General features: G+C 66.0%; 18 protein-coding genes. 9 read left to right on the top strand and 9 right to left on the bottom strand.

Annotated elements, in window-relative coordinates; all coding sequences use genetic code 11:
- The first annotated feature begins 178 nt into the window (after positions 1 to 178).
- The 3 genes from A9X05_RS19730 to A9X05_RS19740 all read left to right on the top strand — a co-directional run bounded on the left by A9X05_RS19730 (position 179) and on the right by A9X05_RS19740 (position 3,309).
- Complete coding sequence (locus tag A9X05_RS19730) at positions 179 to 1,306, top strand: hypothetical protein (RefSeq protein WP_067783573.1); 1,128 nt, start codon at positions 179 to 181, stop codon at positions 1,304 to 1,306.
- A gap of 2 nt (positions 1,307 to 1,308) precedes the next feature.
- Entirely contained in the window at positions 1,309 to 2,091 is a 783-nt protein-coding gene (locus A9X05_RS19735; protein WP_067783576.1) for an SDR family oxidoreductase, read from the top strand.
- A 69-nt stretch (positions 2,092 to 2,160) separates the two neighbouring features.
- Positions 2,161 to 3,309, top strand: coding sequence for a sulfotransferase (locus A9X05_RS19740; RefSeq protein ID WP_067755660.1), 1,149 nt, complete (start codon positions 2,161 to 2,163; stop codon positions 3,307 to 3,309).
- A gap of 1 nt (position 3,310) precedes the next feature.
- Here A9X05_RS19740 and A9X05_RS19745 read toward each other — a convergent pair whose 3' ends face one another.
- Complete coding sequence (locus tag A9X05_RS19745) at positions 3,311 to 3,601, bottom strand: hypothetical protein (protein ID WP_231968943.1); 291 nt, start codon at positions 3,599 to 3,601, stop codon at positions 3,311 to 3,313.
- Positions 3,602 to 3,708: 107 nt separating this feature from the next.
- Between A9X05_RS19745 and A9X05_RS19750 the strand changes: the two genes are divergently transcribed.
- Complete coding sequence (locus A9X05_RS19750; protein ID WP_067783579.1) at positions 3,709 to 4,281, top strand: TetR/AcrR family transcriptional regulator; 573 nt, start codon at positions 3,709 to 3,711, stop codon at positions 4,279 to 4,281.
- Between the two features lies 1 nt (position 4,282).
- Here the strand turns inward: A9X05_RS19750 and A9X05_RS19755 are convergent, their stop codons facing one another.
- Entirely contained in the window at positions 4,283 to 4,738 is a 456-nt protein-coding gene (locus tag A9X05_RS19755) for a hypothetical protein (protein ID WP_067783582.1), read from the bottom strand.
- Between the two features lie 4 nt (positions 4,739 to 4,742).
- Complete coding sequence (locus tag A9X05_RS19760; RefSeq protein ID WP_067783585.1) at positions 4,743 to 5,897, bottom strand: Rieske 2Fe-2S domain-containing protein; 1,155 nt, start codon at positions 5,895 to 5,897, stop codon at positions 4,743 to 4,745.
- Positions 5,898 to 6,024: 127 nt separating this feature from the next.
- Here A9X05_RS19760 and A9X05_RS19765 point away from each other — a divergent pair, with 127 nt between their 5' ends.
- Complete coding sequence (locus A9X05_RS19765; protein ID WP_067783588.1) at positions 6,025 to 6,549, top strand: gamma carbonic anhydrase family protein; 525 nt, start codon at positions 6,025 to 6,027, stop codon at positions 6,547 to 6,549.
- Here A9X05_RS19765 and A9X05_RS19770 read toward each other — a convergent pair.
- The 4 genes from A9X05_RS19770 to A9X05_RS19785 are packed head-to-tail and all read right to left on the bottom strand — an operon-like array spanning position 6,546 to position 10,225.
- Positions 6,546 to 6,953 (bottom strand): nuclear transport factor 2 family protein, encoded by a 408-nt coding sequence (locus A9X05_RS19770; RefSeq protein ID WP_067755643.1) that lies wholly within the window; start codon positions 6,951 to 6,953, stop codon positions 6,546 to 6,548. The two genes, A9X05_RS19765 and A9X05_RS19770, sit on opposite strands and share 4 nt — an antisense overlap.
- Positions 6,950 to 8,149 (bottom strand): thiolase domain-containing protein, encoded by a 1,200-nt coding sequence (locus tag A9X05_RS19775; RefSeq protein WP_067783591.1) that lies wholly within the window; start codon positions 8,147 to 8,149, stop codon positions 6,950 to 6,952. The genes A9X05_RS19770 and A9X05_RS19775 overlap by 4 nt, the downstream gene beginning before the upstream one ends.
- The gene (locus A9X05_RS19780; RefSeq protein ID WP_067755635.1) at positions 8,149 to 9,213 is read right to left on the bottom strand and encodes a thiolase domain-containing protein; all 1,065 of its coding nucleotides are present in this window, start codon (positions 9,211 to 9,213) and stop codon (positions 8,149 to 8,151) included. The genes A9X05_RS19775 and A9X05_RS19780 overlap by 1 nt, the downstream gene beginning before the upstream one ends.
- Before the next feature lie 16 nt (positions 9,214 to 9,229).
- Positions 9,230 to 10,225: a Zn-ribbon domain-containing OB-fold protein gene (locus tag A9X05_RS19785; RefSeq protein WP_067783594.1), complete on the bottom strand. Its 996-nt coding sequence runs from the start codon at positions 10,223 to 10,225 to the stop codon at positions 9,230 to 9,232.
- Between the two features lie 65 nt (positions 10,226 to 10,290).
- Here A9X05_RS19785 and A9X05_RS19790 point away from each other — a divergent pair, with 65 nt between their 5' ends.
- The 3 genes from A9X05_RS19790 to A9X05_RS19800 are packed head-to-tail and all read left to right on the top strand — an operon-like array spanning position 10,291 to position 13,272.
- The gene (locus tag A9X05_RS19790) at positions 10,291 to 11,322 is read left to right on the top strand and encodes an LLM class F420-dependent oxidoreductase (RefSeq protein WP_067755619.1); all 1,032 of its coding nucleotides are present in this window, start codon (positions 10,291 to 10,293) and stop codon (positions 11,320 to 11,322) included.
- Positions 11,323 to 11,365: 43 nt separating this feature from the next.
- Positions 11,366 to 12,082: an acetoacetate decarboxylase family protein gene (locus tag A9X05_RS19795; RefSeq protein WP_067783597.1), complete on the top strand. Its 717-nt coding sequence runs from the start codon at positions 11,366 to 11,368 to the stop codon at positions 12,080 to 12,082.
- 2 nt (positions 12,083 to 12,084) lie between these two features.
- Positions 12,085 to 13,272 carry a cytochrome P450 gene (locus A9X05_RS19800; protein WP_156736846.1) on the top strand — a complete coding sequence of 396 codons (1,188 nt, stop codon included), beginning with the start codon at positions 12,085 to 12,087 and terminating at the stop codon, positions 13,270 to 13,272.
- 64 nt (positions 13,273 to 13,336) lie between these two features.
- Here A9X05_RS19800 and A9X05_RS19805 read toward each other — a convergent pair whose 3' ends face one another.
- Both A9X05_RS19805 and A9X05_RS19810 read right to left on the bottom strand, forming a co-directional pair.
- Positions 13,337 to 14,179 (bottom strand): hypothetical protein, encoded by an 843-nt coding sequence (locus A9X05_RS19805; protein ID WP_067783603.1) that lies wholly within the window; start codon positions 14,177 to 14,179, stop codon positions 13,337 to 13,339.
- Positions 14,180 to 14,294: 115 nt separating this feature from the next.
- Entirely contained in the window at positions 14,295 to 15,107 is an 813-nt protein-coding gene (locus tag A9X05_RS19810; RefSeq protein ID WP_067758860.1) for a crotonase/enoyl-CoA hydratase family protein, read from the bottom strand.
- A 64-nt stretch (positions 15,108 to 15,171) separates the two neighbouring features.
- Here A9X05_RS19810 and A9X05_RS19815 point away from each other — a divergent pair.
- A partial coding sequence (locus A9X05_RS19815; RefSeq protein ID WP_067783606.1) for an AMP-binding protein occupies positions 15,172 to 16,272 on the top strand: 1,101 nt, incomplete at its 3' end.

Raw genomic sequence — 16,272 nt, forward strand, 5'->3', positions numbered from 1 at the left:
GGCGGCGGCCCCAACGTCATCGACTACCTCAATCGGCATCCGGACGTGCGGCAGCATCTGATCGACCTGTCGCAGCAGTGCGCACCGTAGTGAGTCGGCCTCGTCGGTGAACGCCGCGGCGGACGCGCGGGAACGTTCGCCATTGACGAAAAAGTAGAACACGTTCTAGCGTCTATGCGTGTTCTCTGATCCTCTCACCGCCGCGATCGCCGAAGCCGAGAAACTGGTCGCCGACGCGCCCTTCATCGAGACCGAGGCAGACCTGCTCGAAGGGCTGCAGTATCTGGCGGGCTGCGTTTCGGCCTGTATCCACCTCGCCTTCGACTACGAGCGGGACCACCCGATCCTGCAGTCCGGAACCGGGCCGTTCACCAAGATGGGCCTCGACAACCCCGACACCCTCTACTTCGGCACGCGGGTGCACGCCAATCACGACTACGTCGTCACCGGCCGGCGCGGCACCACCACCGACCTGAGCTTCCAGCTGCTCGGCGGTGAATACACCGACGACAACGTGCCGGCCAGCCAGGCGGCGTTCGACGACCGCGAACTCGAGATCGCGGCCGACGGCAGTTTCGAGTGGCGGGTTCGGCCCACCAGCAACGGCCAGTTGGTCATCCGCGAGGTCTATGGGGACTGGTCGGCGCAGCGCGGCACGCTGGCGATTTCCCGACTGGACACCGCGGGCACCGCACCCCCGCCGCTGACCCGCGAGACCATCGAAAAGCGTTATGTCACAGCGGGAAAGCAGCTCGTCAATCGGGTGAAGACGTGGCTGCAATTCCCGCAGTGGTTTTATCTCGACCTTCCGGTGAACACCATGGTCGCGCCCCGGCTCACGCCGGGCGGACTCGCGACCCAGTATTCGTCGGTCGGCCACTACGACCTGCGGCCCGATCAGGCGCTGGTGATCACCATCCCGGTTTCCGACGCGCCCTACCTCGGCTTCCAGCTGGGCAGCCTGTGGTACATCTCCCTCGACTACATCAACCACCAGACGTCGCTGAACAACACTCAGGCGCAAGCGGATCCGGACGGCAAGGTGCGCATCGTGGTCGCCGACCAGAATCCGGGAGTGGCCAACTGGGTCGAGACGCTGGCGCATCGGCGGGGCTTCCTGCAGTTCCGTTGGCAGCGGGTGTCGCGTCAGCTCACCGAGGCGGACGGGCCCACCGTCGAGGTGGTCGACTTCGACGCCGTACCCGCCACGCTGCCGTACTTCGAGCACAATAAGATCTCCGACGATGAATGGCGTGCGCGAATAGCGCTGCGCCAACAACAAATTGCGGCCAGGATGCTGGGGTGACGATGTCAGGATTGTTCAACGAGAAGGTCGTCGTCATAAGCGGCGTCGGGCCCGGACTCGGCACCACCCTGGCGCACCGGTTCTCCCAGGACGGTGCCGATCTGGTCCTCGCGGCGCGGACGGTGGAACGGCTGGAAAGCGTCGCCAAGGAGGTCAACGACGCCGGGCACAAGGCGCTGGCCGTGCGCTGCGACATCACCGACGACGACGAGGTCAACTACCTCGTCGAGACGACCATGGCCACCTACGGCAAGGTCGACGTGTTGATCAACAACGCGTTCCGCGTGCCATCGATGAAGCCGTTGGCCGGCACCAGTTTTCAGCACATCCGTGATGCGATCGAGCTCAGCGCCCTGGGCGCGTTGCGGCTCATCCAGGCCTTCACGCCCGCGTTGGAGAAGTCGCACGGGTCGATCGTCAACGTCAACTCCATGGTGCTGCGGCACTCCCAGGCCAAGTACGGCGCCTACAAGATGGCCAAGTCGGCGCTGCTGTCGATGTCACAGTCCCTGGCCACCGAGCTCGGCGAGAAGGGGATCCGCGTCAATTCCGTTGCCCCCGGCTATATCTGGGGTGACACCCTGCAGGCCTACTTCGAACATCAGGCGGGCAAATACGGCACCACGGTGGACCAGATCTACGCGGCCACCGCGGCGAACTCCGACCTGAAGCGCCTGCCGACCGAAGACGAGGTGGCCTCGGCCATCCTGTTCTTGGCCAGCGACCTGTCCAGCGGCATCACCGGGCAGACCCTGGACGTCAACTGCGGGGAGTACCACACGTGATGCCGCCATCGACGATGCAGTGGGGGCACCACCCGCTTGCGGGGGACGAAGCGATGAGGAGATGGCGACATGGGAGCTGATCGCACCGACATCGGCACCGTCGACGAACTGCACGCATCCGCGAGCAAGCTGACCGGACTGGACGACTTCGGCGCCAACGACGACAACTACCTCGAGGCGCTCGAGGTGCTGCTGGACTCCTACCGGCGAGAAGCCGGCCTTACGGTGTTGGGCAGCAAGATGAATCGATTTTTCCTGCGCGGAGCCCTGGTGGCCCGGCTGCTGTCCGAGGCGTCGTGGAAGCAGTACCCGCAGCACGCCGACGTCGTGATCGAACGCCCGATCTTCGTCACCGGCCTGGTGCGCACCGGCACCACGGCGCTGCACCGGCTGCTGGGCGCCGACCCCGCGCATCAGGGCCTGCACATGTGGCTGGCCGAATTCCCGCAACCGCGGCCGCCGCGTGAAACCTGGGAATCACACCCGCTTTATCGCCAACTGGACGAGCAATTCAACCGGCACCACCGAGAGAATCCCGGTTACACCGGCCTGCACTTCATGGCCGCATACGAGCTCGAGGAATGCTGGCAGCTGCTTCGGCAGTCGCTGCATTCGGTGTCCTACGAGACCTTGGCGCACCTGCCCAGTTACGCGCAGTGGCTGTCGGAGCAGGATTGGACGCCGTCTTACCGGCGGCACCGCAAGAACCTCCAGCTGATCGGGCTCAATGACGCCGAAAAGCGTTGGGTGCTGAAGAATCCCAGCCACCTGTTCGCGCTGGACGCCTTGATGGCGACCTACCCCGACGCGCTGGTGATTCAGACCCATCGGCCGGTCGAGACGATCATGGCCTCCATGTGCTCGCTGGCTCAGCACACCGCCGAGGGATGGTCGACGAAGTTTGACGGGGCCCAGATCGGCGCCGACGCAATGGATACCTGGTCGCGGGGGTTGGAGCGCTTCAACACCGCCCGCGCCAAGTATTCACCGGCCCAGTTCTACGACGTCGACTACAAGGAACTGATCGCCGACCCGATCGGCACGGTGGCCGACATCTATCGGCAGTTCGGGATGACGCTGACCGACGAGGCGAGGGCGGCGATGGAGAAGACGCACGCCGACAGCCAGTCCGGCGAGCGGGCGCCGAAACATCGTTACTCGCTGGCGGATTACGGGCTGACCGTCGAAACCGTCAAGGAGCGCTTCGCCGGGCTGTGAATCAGTCGTCGACCGGCCGGGCCCCCAGCCAAACGCCGTCTGGTGGACCGATCGCGCCCGCGTGCTCGCGCGCCCTGGCAAGCTCGGACGAGGCCGCGAATCGCCTTGCCGCATCGATGTTTTCCATCTTCATGACGACGATGACGGTGGTGGGGTCGTCGCCGTCGATGTAGGTACCGGTCACGACCAGCCCATGCCGGCGCCGGGTTGCATCGAGTCGGGGTTCGCGAAACACGTCGTTCCATTGATCGACACTGGCGACCCGCTGTTTGACAAGCATCACCCCGGCCATGAGAACCTCCCTCAACTCACCGGCATATGTCCACAGTCGTAGACATATGCCCTCAGCGTAGCGCCGCCGGGGCGGATATGTCTACGGTTGTAGACAAAGGAGGACAGATGGACGACGTGCCACCACGGCGCCGCGACGCCGGTGCCACCAGAATCCGCCTGCTGGAATCCGCCCGCGAGCTCTTCCTTGCGCGGGGCTACAACGCCATTGGCCTGCGCGAGGTGGCGTCGAAAGCCGGTGTGGATGTCACTTTGGTCCGCCGCTATTTCGGGTCGAAGGAAAAGCTCTTCGCGGAAGCAACGGAGGTTTCGGAGAATGTGGAGGAACTTCTCGGCGCCGCGGACGATGTGCTGGCGGAGCGATTGATCGCCCGGGTGCTGGGCGCGCGCCGCGATGTCGACGCCCCGTTGTTCGCCCTGCTGCGGTCCAGCGGCGACCCTTCGGTCGTGGCGCGGCTCAACGAGCAGCTCGATGCGGGCCTCACCCGCAACCTGGCGAAGCGGATAACGGCGGACCGGCCCAGGATTCGAGCGGACATGGTCACCGCCCTGCTATTGGGCATCGGCGTGCAGCGTGTCCTCCTGCAGAAGAAGCCGATGGCCAGCGCCCGCGAGGGCGACATCGCCGCGGTATTCCTAGAGGCGTTCGAAGCGATAACCAAACTGCCCCAAGGGCAGTGATTCAGTCGTCGACCGGATCCTCGGGCTCGCCCAGGTAACCCTCCGCGACCGCATGCTCGATGCTGTCGCTCAACTTCGGGCAGGAACGGGTGCGCGCGGTGTCGCCACCGGAGTTGCGCACCTCGGTGAAGTGGGCGCACCGCTGCCAGGCCTCGGTGTTCCATTGCACGGCGGTGTGGCCCGGGCCCAGTTTCCGGACGGTGACCGTGACGTGGCAGAACCGGCAATCCACCGGCAGCAGGCCCGAGCGAAGGTAGCGCTCCCGGTCGGCGCGGCTGGCTTCGGCGACGGCGGCGGCACGCTGCGGATCGTTGGCGAAATCCCTTGACTTCGACCAGGATCCGGAGCCGCCGTTGCGGGCCGGCGCGTCCTCGTGGTCGTGATGGTCACCGTGCAGCATCAGCATCGACCGGGCTAGCCGGTCGACGTCGGGGACCGCCGGTTGATCCTGGGTCATGGAATCAGTGTTGCTCCACGGGCACTTCGTCGTTGGCCGCCTTGAGGTTTTCTTCGACCTCGGCGTTCCAGTATTCGTTGGCGCGCGTGGTGTCCACCTCGATCTCGAAGCGCTCCACCATTTCCGGCTGGATGTCGGCCACGTCGACGTAGAACTGCTGATACCAGCGGCGCAGCTGGTAGACGGCGCCGTCTTCCTCGACCAGCAGGGGGTTGTCGATGCGGGTCTTGTGCTTCCAGATCTCGACGTCCTGCAGGAAGCCCTTGCTGACGCCTTCGGTGAATACCCGCGACAGCTTCTCGGTCATCGCTTCGTCCATGCCCTTGGGCTTTTCGACGATGACGCCCCACTGCAACACGAACGAGTTCTGGGTCACCGGGTAGTGGCAGTTGATCAGGATCGACTCCGCCTTGTAGCCGCCGTAGCTGTTGTGCAGCCAGTTGATCATGAACGATGGCCCGAAGTACGACGCCTCCGAGTCGAGGTGCGCCTCACCGTAGGAGGTACCCAGGTCATTGACGTCCGGACGGCCCACGTTGTGCAGGTATTGCGACGCGATGTGACCCTCGAAGACGTTCTTGAAGTACGTCGGCAACCCGAAATGGATGTAGAAGAAGTGCGCCATGTCGGTGACGTTGTCGATGATGTCGCGGCAGTTCGAGCCCTCGATGAGGATGCGGTTCCACCGCCATTCCGTCCACTCGTCGCTGGCGGCTTCCGGGATGTCGGGGATCCGGACCGCGGGGTCCGGCGGATTCTGTTCGTGGTCGTGCCAGACGAACAACAGGCCGCCGCGCACGTCGGTCGTCCACGAGCGGGTGCGCGCCGTCTTGGGTGTGCGCTTGGCGTATGGCACCAGCTTGCAGCGGCCGTCACCGCCCCAGCGCCAGTCGTGGAACGGGCACGCCACCTCGTCGCCCTTGATGGTGCCCTCAGAGAGGTCGCCACCCATGTGCCGGCAGTAGCCGTCCAGCACCTTCAGGTCCCCGTGTGAGTCGGCGAACACCACCAGCTTGGTGCCGAACGCCTCGATCGAGTGCGGCTTGCCGTCCTGGAAGTCCTTCGCGACGCCCAGGCAATGCCAGCCCCGGGCGTACCTTGTCGGCAGAGCACCGGGATCGATCTCCCGGACGCCGACCGCCTTGGCGTCGGTAGTCACCTGTCACCTCCAACTCGCTGGCCCTCTAACTAGAACACGTTACAGTTTTGCGGTGGCGGCGCGCAACGACGGCGAGTCTGGCCACGGCATATGCGCGGCGAATGCCCGCTCGGGGTATATCTAGACGATGCCGCTGTTTGCTTTCGAGGGCCGGGCGCCGCGGGTCGATCCCACCGCTTTCGTGGCGCCCACCGCCACCCTGATCGGCGACGTCGTCGTCGAGGCCGGTGCATCGGTGTGGTTCAACACCGTGCTGCGCGGCGACTACGGGCCCATCGTGGTGCGCGAGGGCGCGAACGTGCAGGACGGGTCGGTGCTGCACGCGCCGCCCGGCATCCCGGTCGACATCGGGCCCGGCGCCACGGTGGCCCACATGTGCTGCATCCACGGGGTGCACGTCGGTTCGGAGGCCCTGATCGCCAACCACGCCACCGTCCTCGACGGCGCGGTCATCGGCGCGCGCAGCCTCATCGCGGCCCATTCGCTGGTGACGGCCGGCACCCAGATCCCGGCCGGCATGCTGGCGGTGGGCGCACCGGCGCAGATCAAAGGACCCGTCGCCGGAACGGGCGCGGAGATGTGGGTCAAGGCGAATCCGCAGGCCTACCGCGAACTGGCTCAGCGGCACCGGGCCGGGCTCGAGCCGCTCTAGACCTTCCGGGCCGACGCGGCCGCGCGGTCCATCTCCCAGTAGGCGCGCAGGGCGGTCATCTGGCCCTCGTCGTTCGCCTTGTACGTGAAGACGCCCTCCGCGGTCACCTGATAGTCGCCATGGGTGATCAGGATGTGGCCGACGTTGGCTTCCTCGTTGCCGCATTGGTAGGTGTCGCGGAAGACGAACTCGATCTTGGTGGTGGGCGCGATCGCTTTGTCCCAGAAGGCCGAGATCGCGTCGCGGCCCCGGTGTCCTTTGCCTTCCGGGTCGAAGGCCGACGGCCCGATCGGATCCTCGACGATCGCGTCGTCGGCGAACACCGCCAGCCACGCCTCTTTGTCCCTGGCGATGACCGCCTCGCGCGAGCGGCGGCCCGCCTCGTGCGCGGGGTTCTCGGTCACGAGCCGACTTTTTCGGGCGTGGGTTTGTCCGCGCCGACCACCCACATGGAGTAGTACTGCGAGCCACCGCCGTAGGCGTGCCCCAACGCCTTACGCGCGTTGGGGACTTGGTGATCCCCGCCCTTGCCCATCACCTGAATCGCCGCCTCGGCGAACCGAATCAGGCCGGACGCGCCGATCGGGTTCGACGACAGCACGCCGCCAGAGGGGTTGACCGGTAGCCGCCCCCCGATCGCCGTCTCGCCGGCTTCGGTGAGCTTCCAGCCCTCACCCTCGGGCGCAAAGCCGAGGTTTTCCAACCACATCGGCTCGAACCACGAGAAGGGCACGTAAATTTCCGCGGCGTCGATCTCGTCGATCGGGCTCGTGATGCCCGCCGCCTTCCACAGCGCCGCGGCGGCGTCCCGCCCGGCCTGGGGGCTGACCTGGTCGCGTCCCGAGAATTGCAGCGGCTCGGTGCGCAGCGCGGTCGCGTGGATCCACGCGACCGGCTGTCCTTGGGCCAGACGGGCTTCGGCGGCCTCCTCGTTGCCGATCACCACCGCGGCGGCACCGTCCGAGGACGGGCAGGTCTCGTCGTAGCGGATCGGGTCCCACAACATCGGCGACTCCATCACCTTCTCGACGGTGATGTCGGGCTGATGCAGGTGCGCCAGCGGATTGCGGGCCCCGTTCAGCCGGTCCTTGACGGCAACAATCGCGCCGATGTTCAACGGTGCGCCGGAACGGCGGATGTAGGACCGCACGTGCGGGGCGAAATAACCGCCCGCGCCTGCGCCGACGGGCTTGATGAAGGGGACCGGAATCGACAACGCCCACATGGCATTTGATTCCGACTGCTTCTCCCAGGCCATGGCCAGCACGCGGTGGTACTTGCCGGACTGCACCAGACTGGCGGCCACCACCGCGGTGGAACCGCCGACCGAACCCGCGGTGTGCACCCGGATCAGCGGCTTGCCGGTGGCGCCGACGGCGTCGGCCATGAACAGCTCGGGCATCATCACGCCCTCGAAGAAGTCGGGCGCCTTGCCGACGACGACGGCGTCGATGTCGTCGAACGTCGAACCCGAATCTTCCAGCGCGCGGTCGATCGCCTCGCGCACCATGCCGTTCATCGAAACGTCCTTGCGCTTGGCCACGTACTTGGTCTGCCCGGTACCCAGTACCGCGGCCAGGTATGCTCCCGCTCCGGCCATCAGTTCTTTCCTTCCATGACCGCGACCAGGTTCTGTTGCAACGCGGGCCCGCTGGTGGCGTGCGCGAGCACCCGCTTGGCCGATCCGTTCCAGATGTGTTGGGCGGCAAAGCCGATACGCTCGAGGCCGGCGACGAACATGGGGTTGGCGGCCAGCGCTCCACCGGACGGGTTGACCTTGGTCGGCCCCGGTATCCGGATGGCTTGCTCGAGGATCAGGTGCTGGTGGGTGAACGGCGCGCAGATCTCCGCGACGTCCAGGTTGTCGGTTCGGCCGCCCGTGGCCGCCTGGGCCGCGGCCTTGGTCGACGGGGACTCGGTGAGGTCGCGCGCGCCGAGGGCCGGGGTTTCGATGCGGTGCTCGATTCCCGTTATCCAGGCGGGGTTCTCGCGCAACTCGCGCGCCCGATCGTCGGCCGCGAGCACGATCGCGGCGGCGCCGTCGGTGATGGGCGCGATGTCGTGGCGCCGCAGCGGCTCGGCGAAGAACGGCCGCTCGAGCAGCTCGGCCACGCTGATCGACCCCTCCACCTTGTCGACCCGGCGCGCGTTGGCGAAGGAGTCGAACGCGACGCGCGCCATCTGCTCTTCGGTCCACTTGCCGTTGTCGAGCCCCATGCGGGCCTGCAGCCCGGCCATCGAGATCGAGTCCGGCCACAGCGGCGCGACGGTATAGGGATCGGTCTGCCGGGACAGGATCTGGCGCAGAATTCCGGCCGAGGACTTGCCGAACCCGTACACCAGCGCGGTGTCGACCTCGCCGGTCAGGATCTTGATGTAGGCCTCGTAGAGGGCCCACGCCGCGTCCATCTCGACGTGCGATTCGTTGATCGGCGGCACTGCGCCGATCGAGTCGATCGCCGAGATGAACGAGAATGCCCGCCCGGCAAGGTAATCGGAGGATCCCGAGCACCAGAAGCCGATGTCGGCCTTCGTGATACCCAGGTCCTCGTAGAGCTGGGCGAAGCACGGCATCAACATCTCGACGCCGTTGGTGGTGCCGTCTGTGCGGCGTACGTGTGGGGCGTGGGCGAAGCCGACGACCGCAACGTTGCGAGCGCTCATGTGGTAGGTGTGCCCTTTACAGGTGGTGCTTGTAGGTGTCGTAGTCGGCGTCGGGTTCCCCTGTCGGCCGGAAGTACTCGATGTTGTCGATGCCAAAGCCCCACTCTTCGCGGGGTTTCCACACCGCCTCGACGCGCATACCCATCCGCACCTCGTGCGCGTCGATGTCGGCGACCAGATGCAGGAAGGGAATGTCGGCACCGTCGAGCAGCACGTAGGCCGCCACGTAGGGCGGTTTGATGCGCTGACCCTGGAACGGGATGTTGATGATCGCGAACGTCGTGACGGTGCCCTTGTCGGGCAGCTCCACGAATTCCGTGGTGGGTTGGCCGGTGGCCGGGTCCGCGCCGTGCGGCGGGAAATACACCTTGCCCTTCTCGCCGGTACGCGCGCCCAGCAGCTTGCCCTGCGCGATGGCCCGCAGGTAGGCGCTTTCCTCGTGGGAGGCGGTGTGCTGAATCGTCAGCGAGATCGGCGTGACGATCATGGTCACCGGATCTTGTTCGCCCGCGGGCAGTTCGGACACCGGCTCGGCTTCCTCACCGAGCTCGAAGTACGCGATGTCGGTGATGGCGCCCACCGGCTCGTCGGCCCAGTGCACATGGACCCGGGAGCCCGTCGTGATGGCTCCTGGGCTGCCGGCGTCCACGGCGTGCATCAGCGGGGTGTCCGCGCCGTCGAGCTTGATCAGCGCCCAGGCGAACGGACGGTCCAGGGGCTGACCCTCCACCGGATCCGGTTGCCACGTCCAGGAAACGACGGTGCCGACGCTGGACACCGGCACCATCTCGCCCAGCGGCTCGTAGGTGACCGGGTCGTATTCCGCCGGCGGCACGTGTACCCGGCCATCGGATCCGCGCACTCCCAGGACGTGGCGCTCACGCAGTGCGGTGAAGAACTTGCTCAACGTGGGGCCGACCGAACGGGTGTAGTCGAAAGACAACGTCAGCGGCGCGGAGAGCGGTGGCTCAGTGGGATCCGTCAAGGTCGGGCTGCTAGAACTGGCTGTCACGCCATCGAGTAGAACAGGTTCTAAGAACTGTTTCAACATCGGGTCCTCGGAAGGGTTCAGTGACTATGAAGCTGGGATTGCAGCTCGGGTATTGGGGCGCTCAGCCGCCGGAGAACCACGCGGAGCTCGTCGCCGCCGCCGAGGAAACCGGATTCGACGCCGTCTTCACGGCCGAAGCGTGGGGATCGGATGCCTACACGCCGCTGGCGTGGCTGGGCTCGTCGACACACCGGCTGCGACTGGGCACCTCGGTGATTCAGCTGTCCGCGCGGACCCCGACGGCGACCGCGATGGCCGCGCTGACGCTCGACCATCTGTCCGGGGGCCGGCACATCATCGGCCTCGGCGTCTCGGGCCCGCAGGTGGTCGAGGGCTGGTACGGCCGGCCGTTCCCCAAGCCGCTGGCCCGTACCCGTGAATACGTCGACATCATGAGGCAGGTGTGGGCCCGCGAGAAGCCGGTCACCAGCGACGGCCCCCACTACCCGTTGCCGCTGACCGGCGAGCAGACGACCGGGCTGGGCAAGCCCCTCAAGCCCATCACCCACCCGCTGCGCCCCGACATCCCGATCATGCTGGGCGCCGAGGGGCCGAAGAACGTGGCCCTGGCCGCCGAGATCTGCGACGGCTGGCTGCCGATCTTCTACACGCCGCGGATGGCGGACACCTACAACGAATGGCTCGACGAAGGGTTCGCGCGGCCCGGGGCGCGCCGCAGCCGCGACGACTTCGAGATCTGCGCGACCGCCAACATCGTCATCACCGACGACCGCCCCGCGGCGTTCGCGGCCATGAAGCCCTACATCGCGCTCTACATGGGTGGGATGGGCGCCGAGGACACCAACTTCCACGCCGACGTCTACCGGCGGATGGGCTACGCCGAGGTGGTCGACGAGGTCACCAAGCTGTTCCGCAGCAACCAGAAGGACAAGGCCGCCGAGATCATCCCCGACGAGGTGATCGACGACGCCGCGATCGTCGGTGATATCAACTACGTCCGTGAGCAGGTCAAGGTCTGGGAAGCCGCCGGCGTCACCATGATGGTGGTCAACGGACGCAATGAGGCGCAGATCAGGGAGCTCGCCACGCTGATCTAGCCGATCCTTGCCAGGGGATTAGAACGCGTTCTAGTGTGGCCCGATGACAGCCTCGCAGCACACCATCGCGGGCACGGTACTGACCATGCCGGTGCGGATCCGCCAGGCAAATCAGCACATGGCGATGTTCTCCGTCGACGCCGACGCCGCGCAGCAGATGATCGACTACAGCGGCCTGCAGGTCTGCCGCTACCTGCCCGGTCGCGCGATCGTGGTCCTGATGCTGATGCATTACCTCGACGGCGACCTGGGCCAGTATCACGAGTTCGGCACCAGCGTCATGGTCAACCCGCCCGGCTCGAAGGCCAGCGGGCTACGAGCGCTGCAGTCGGCCGGCGCCTTCATCCATCACCTGCCCGTCGACCAGGCGTTCACCTTGGAGGCGGGCACCAAGATCTGGGGTTACCCCAAGGTGATGGGCAACTTCACCGTTCGGGAGGGGCGCCGGTTCGGTTTCGACCTCAGCATCGACGGCCAGCCGGTGATCGGCATGGATTTTCGCCCCGGCCTGCCGTTCCGGCTGACCCCCCGCCAGCAGGCGCAGACCAGTTACTCACACCGCGACGGCGTCACCCGCGAGACCGCCTTCGAACACACGCTGGATGGTGTGCACACCCGGTTCGGCGGCGTGCGGATCCGGCTGGGTGATCACCCGTATGCCAAAGAACTTGCGTCGCTAGGCCTTCCAAAACGCGCTTTGGTGTCCAGTTCCGCTCAGAACGTCCAAATGACCTTCGGTGATGCCCAGGAGATCTCATGACGATGACCAGACCCGATGTGGATCTGACCGACGGTGCCTTCTACGCGGGCGATTCGCGGTCCGTCTACCGATGGATGCGCGAGCACGAGCCGGTCTTCCGGGACCGCAAGGGATTGGCCGCCGCGTCGACCTATCAGGCCGTGATCGAGGCCGAACGCAACCCCGAGCTGTTCTCCAACGCCGGCGGCATCCGCCCCGACCAAGACGGCGTCGAGATGATGATCGAGATGGACGATCCGCAACATCTGCTGCGCCGCAAGCTCGTCAACTCCGGCTTCACCCGCAAGCGCGTGAAAGACCTTGAAGCCAAGATCGTTTCGCTGTGTGACACGCTGATCGACTCGGTGTGCGAACGCGGCGAATGCGACTTCGTCTGGGACCTTGCCGCGCCCCTGCCGATGGCCGTGATCGGCGACATGCTCGGCGTGCGTCCCGAGGAGCGCAAGATGTTCCTCAAGTGGTCCGACGACCTGGTCAGCTTCTTGAGCAGCACCGCGGCGGAGTCCGATTTCCAGGTCACCATGGACGCTTTCGCGGCCTACAGCCAGTACATGATGGGCATGATCGAGGCCCGCAAGTCCGAGCCGACCGACGACCTGGTCAGTGTCCTGGTGCACGCGGAGGTCGAGGGCTCACGGCTCGAGGACCACCAGATCGTCACCGAGGTGCTGCTGCTGTTGATCGGCGGCGACGAGACCACGCGCCACACGCTGTCCGGCGGGACCCGGCAGCTGCTGCTGCACCCGGATCAGCACCGGCGCCTGGCGGGCGACCTGAGCCTGCTGCCCAACGCGATCGAGGAGATGTTGCGCTGGACCGCGCCGGTGAAGAACATGGCACGCACCATCACCGCCGACACCGAGTTCCACGGCACCCAGCTGCGCCAGGGCGAGAAGATGATCCTGCTGTTCGAGTCGGCGAACTTCGACGAGAAGGTGTTCGACGACCCGGAATCATTCGACATCGAGCGCTACCCGAACAACCACCTGGCCTTCGGCTTCGGCACCCACTTCTGCCTCGGGAACCAGCTAGCCCGGCTGGAGCTGTCCATCATGCAGACCCGGCTGCTGCAGCGCCTGCCGGACATGCGGCTGGCCTCGGAGGCCGACCTGCCCCTGCGGCCGGCCAACTTCGTCTCCGGCCTGGAGAAGATGCCGGTCGCGTTCACGCCGAGCGCACCGCTGGGGTAGGCGCCTTGGCTCGTCGCCGAGCGTGCAACTGTTGCGAGAAAACGGCCCAAAACTCGCGACAGCTTCACGCTCGGCGGCGCCATGCGTCGGCCACCCGCGCCAGGATGCCGCCTTGTGTGTCTGCCGACGTGACCCGAATGGCTATCCAGCCCACGTCCTGCAGCGCTTCGAATCGAGCGATATCCCTGCGGAATTGCCTGCGATCCGTCCGATGGTGGTCACCCTCGTACTCGAGGGCGATTTTGACGTCTTCCCAACCAAGGTCGATAACCGCGACAAGCTCGCCATGTTCGCCGCAGACGGGAATCTGGGTCTGCGGTGGAGGGTATCCGGCTTCGATGACCGTCAGTCGCAGCCACGTTTCCCGGGGTGACTGCGCACCGGCATCGACAAGCTCGAGCGCGCGCCTGGCCCGCCGGATGTTCCGGTGGCCCTTGTAGCGTTCCGCAATTAATTCGGCATCGGCGACCTTTAGTCGGGTTGCCCGAGCCAGGGCGTCGAGCGCAGCGACGGCCGTCCCGACCGGATTGCGACAGGCTAGGTCGAATGCCGTGCGCGCCGGGGTCGTCACTGACATGCCCTGGATCGTCGTGCTTTCGTCGTCTTCGATGCGGTCAGCCCAGGTGCGGACATGTGTTGGCGCGTGGCGATTCTGGTAGATGAGTTCGGCCGGCGCCTGGGCATCGACCCATTTGGCGCCGTGTAGCGCCGCGGCCGACCGGCCGGCGAGGACCCCGCGCCGCCGTGACCACAACCACGCCGCCTCGGCACGCACCACGGCGGTGACCTCCGCATCGCGGGGCACGTACACGTCGCGGTGCATCGCCACGAACCTGCCGGTGCGTAAGACGTACGGCGTCACCAGCCCGGACGCGACCGCCTCGCTACCGAGAAATGGCTTTCCCATCCCGCGGAGTATGCCGAGGGGCACCGACGGGTCGTCCAGTGTGAAGCCATTGCGAAAATCCGGCCGGAAGATCGCAATGGCTTCACGTTCGGCGGGGAAGGGGCGCCCGAGGGGTCTACTTGTTCTGGAAGTTGGGCTTGCGCTTCTCGGCGAACGCCCGGGGGCCTTCCTTGGCGTCGTCGGACAGGAACACCTTGATGCCGATCTGGGTGTCGATCTTGAAGGCCTCGTTCTCGTGCATGCCCTCGGTCTCGCGGATCGCCCGCAGAATCGCCTGCACGGCCAGGGGGCCGTTGTTCTCGATGATGTCGGCGATCTCGAGCGCCTTGGACAGCGCCTGCCCGTCCGGCACGACATGCCCGATCAGGCCCATCTCCTTGGCCTCGCCGGCGGTGATGTGCCGGCCGGTCAGCAGCAGGTCACAGGCGACCGTGTAGGGGATCTGCCGCACCAGGCGCACGGCCGACCCGCCCATCGGGTACAGGCTCCACTTGGCCTCCGAGATGCCGAACTTGGCACTCTCGCCGGCGATGCGGATGTCGGTACCCTGCAGGATCTCGGTGCCGCCGGCGATCGCGGGGCCCTCGACGGCCGCGATGAGCGGTTTGGTCAGCCGGCGACCCTTCAGCAAAGCGTCGATTCGCGACGGGTCGTAGCTGCCATCCTTGAACGACTCACCCGGCGGTTTCTTGGTTGCCGCTTTGAGGTCCATGCCGGCGCAGAAGTAGCCACCGGCCCCGGTCAGGATGCAGCAGCGGATGTCCGGGTCGTTGTCGACGCGGTCCCAGGCCTGCACCATGATTTCCATCATTTCGGTGCTCAGGGCGTTGCGGGCGTGCGGCCGGTTCAACGTCACGATCAGGGTGTGACCGCGCTGTTCGACGAGCGCGTCATGTCCCGCTTGGTCGTTTGCTGGAGCCTCGGACACAGCTACCGCCTTTCCGTCGATGAGGGGCACGAGCTTGTCAAGAAATGTAACACGTTCTAATTTAGTGGCCGTGGCCCTGAATATTGCCGATCTCGCAGAGCACGCCATCGACGCTGTGCCGGACCGTGTCGCCCTGATCTGCGGCGACGAGAAGCTCACCTACGCCCAGCTGGAGGAGAAGGCCAACCGCTTCGCCCACTACCTGATCGACCAGGGCATCAAGAAGGACGACAAGGTCGGGCTGTATTGCCGAAACCGCATCGAGATCGTCATCGCGATGCTCGGCATCGTCAAGGCCGGCGCCATCATCGTCAACGTCAACTACCGCTACGTCGAGGGGGAGTTGCGTTACCTGTTCGACAACTCCGACATGGTCGCCCTGGTCCACGAGCGCCAGTACTCCGACCGGGTCGCCAACGTGCTGCCGGACACCCCGAACGTCAAGACCATCCTCGTGGTCGAGGACGGCAGCGACAACGACTACACGCGCTACGGCGGCGTCGAATTCCACTCGGCGATCGCGGACAGCTCGCCCGAGCGCGACTTCGGCGAGCGCAGCGCCGACGACATCTACCTCCTTTACACCGGTGGCACCACCGGATTCCCGAAGGGCGTGATGTGGCGTCACGAGGACATCTACCGGGTGCTGCTCGGTGGAACCGACTTCGCCACAGGCGAATTCGTCAAGGACGAATACGACCTGGCCAAGGCCGCGGCCGCCAACCCCCCGATGATCAACTATCCGGTTCCGCCGATGATCCACGGTGCCACCCAGTCGGCCACCTGGCGGTCGGTCTTTTCGGGCCAAACCACCGTGCTGGCACCGGAATTCAACGCCGACGAGGTCTGGCGCACGATCCACGATCATAAGGTGAACATGCTGTTCTTCACCGGCGACGCGATGGCCCGGCCGTTGCTCGATGCGCTCGACAGGAAAAACGACTACGACCTGTCGTCGCTGTTCATGCTGGGCAGCACCGCGGCGTTGTTCTCGCCGAGCATCAAGGAGCGCCTGCTCGAGTTGTTGCCCAACCGGGTCATCACCGACTCCATCGGCTCGTCGGAGACCGGATTCGGCGGCACCAGCATCGTGGCGAAAGACGCCCCGCACAGTGGCGGCCCGCGCGTGACCATCGACCACCGCACGGTGGTGCTCGACGAGGAC

This window comes from Mycobacterium sp. E3298 (assembly GCF_001666895.1).
Lineage (GTDB): Bacteria > Actinomycetota > Actinomycetes > Mycobacteriales > Mycobacteriaceae > Mycobacterium.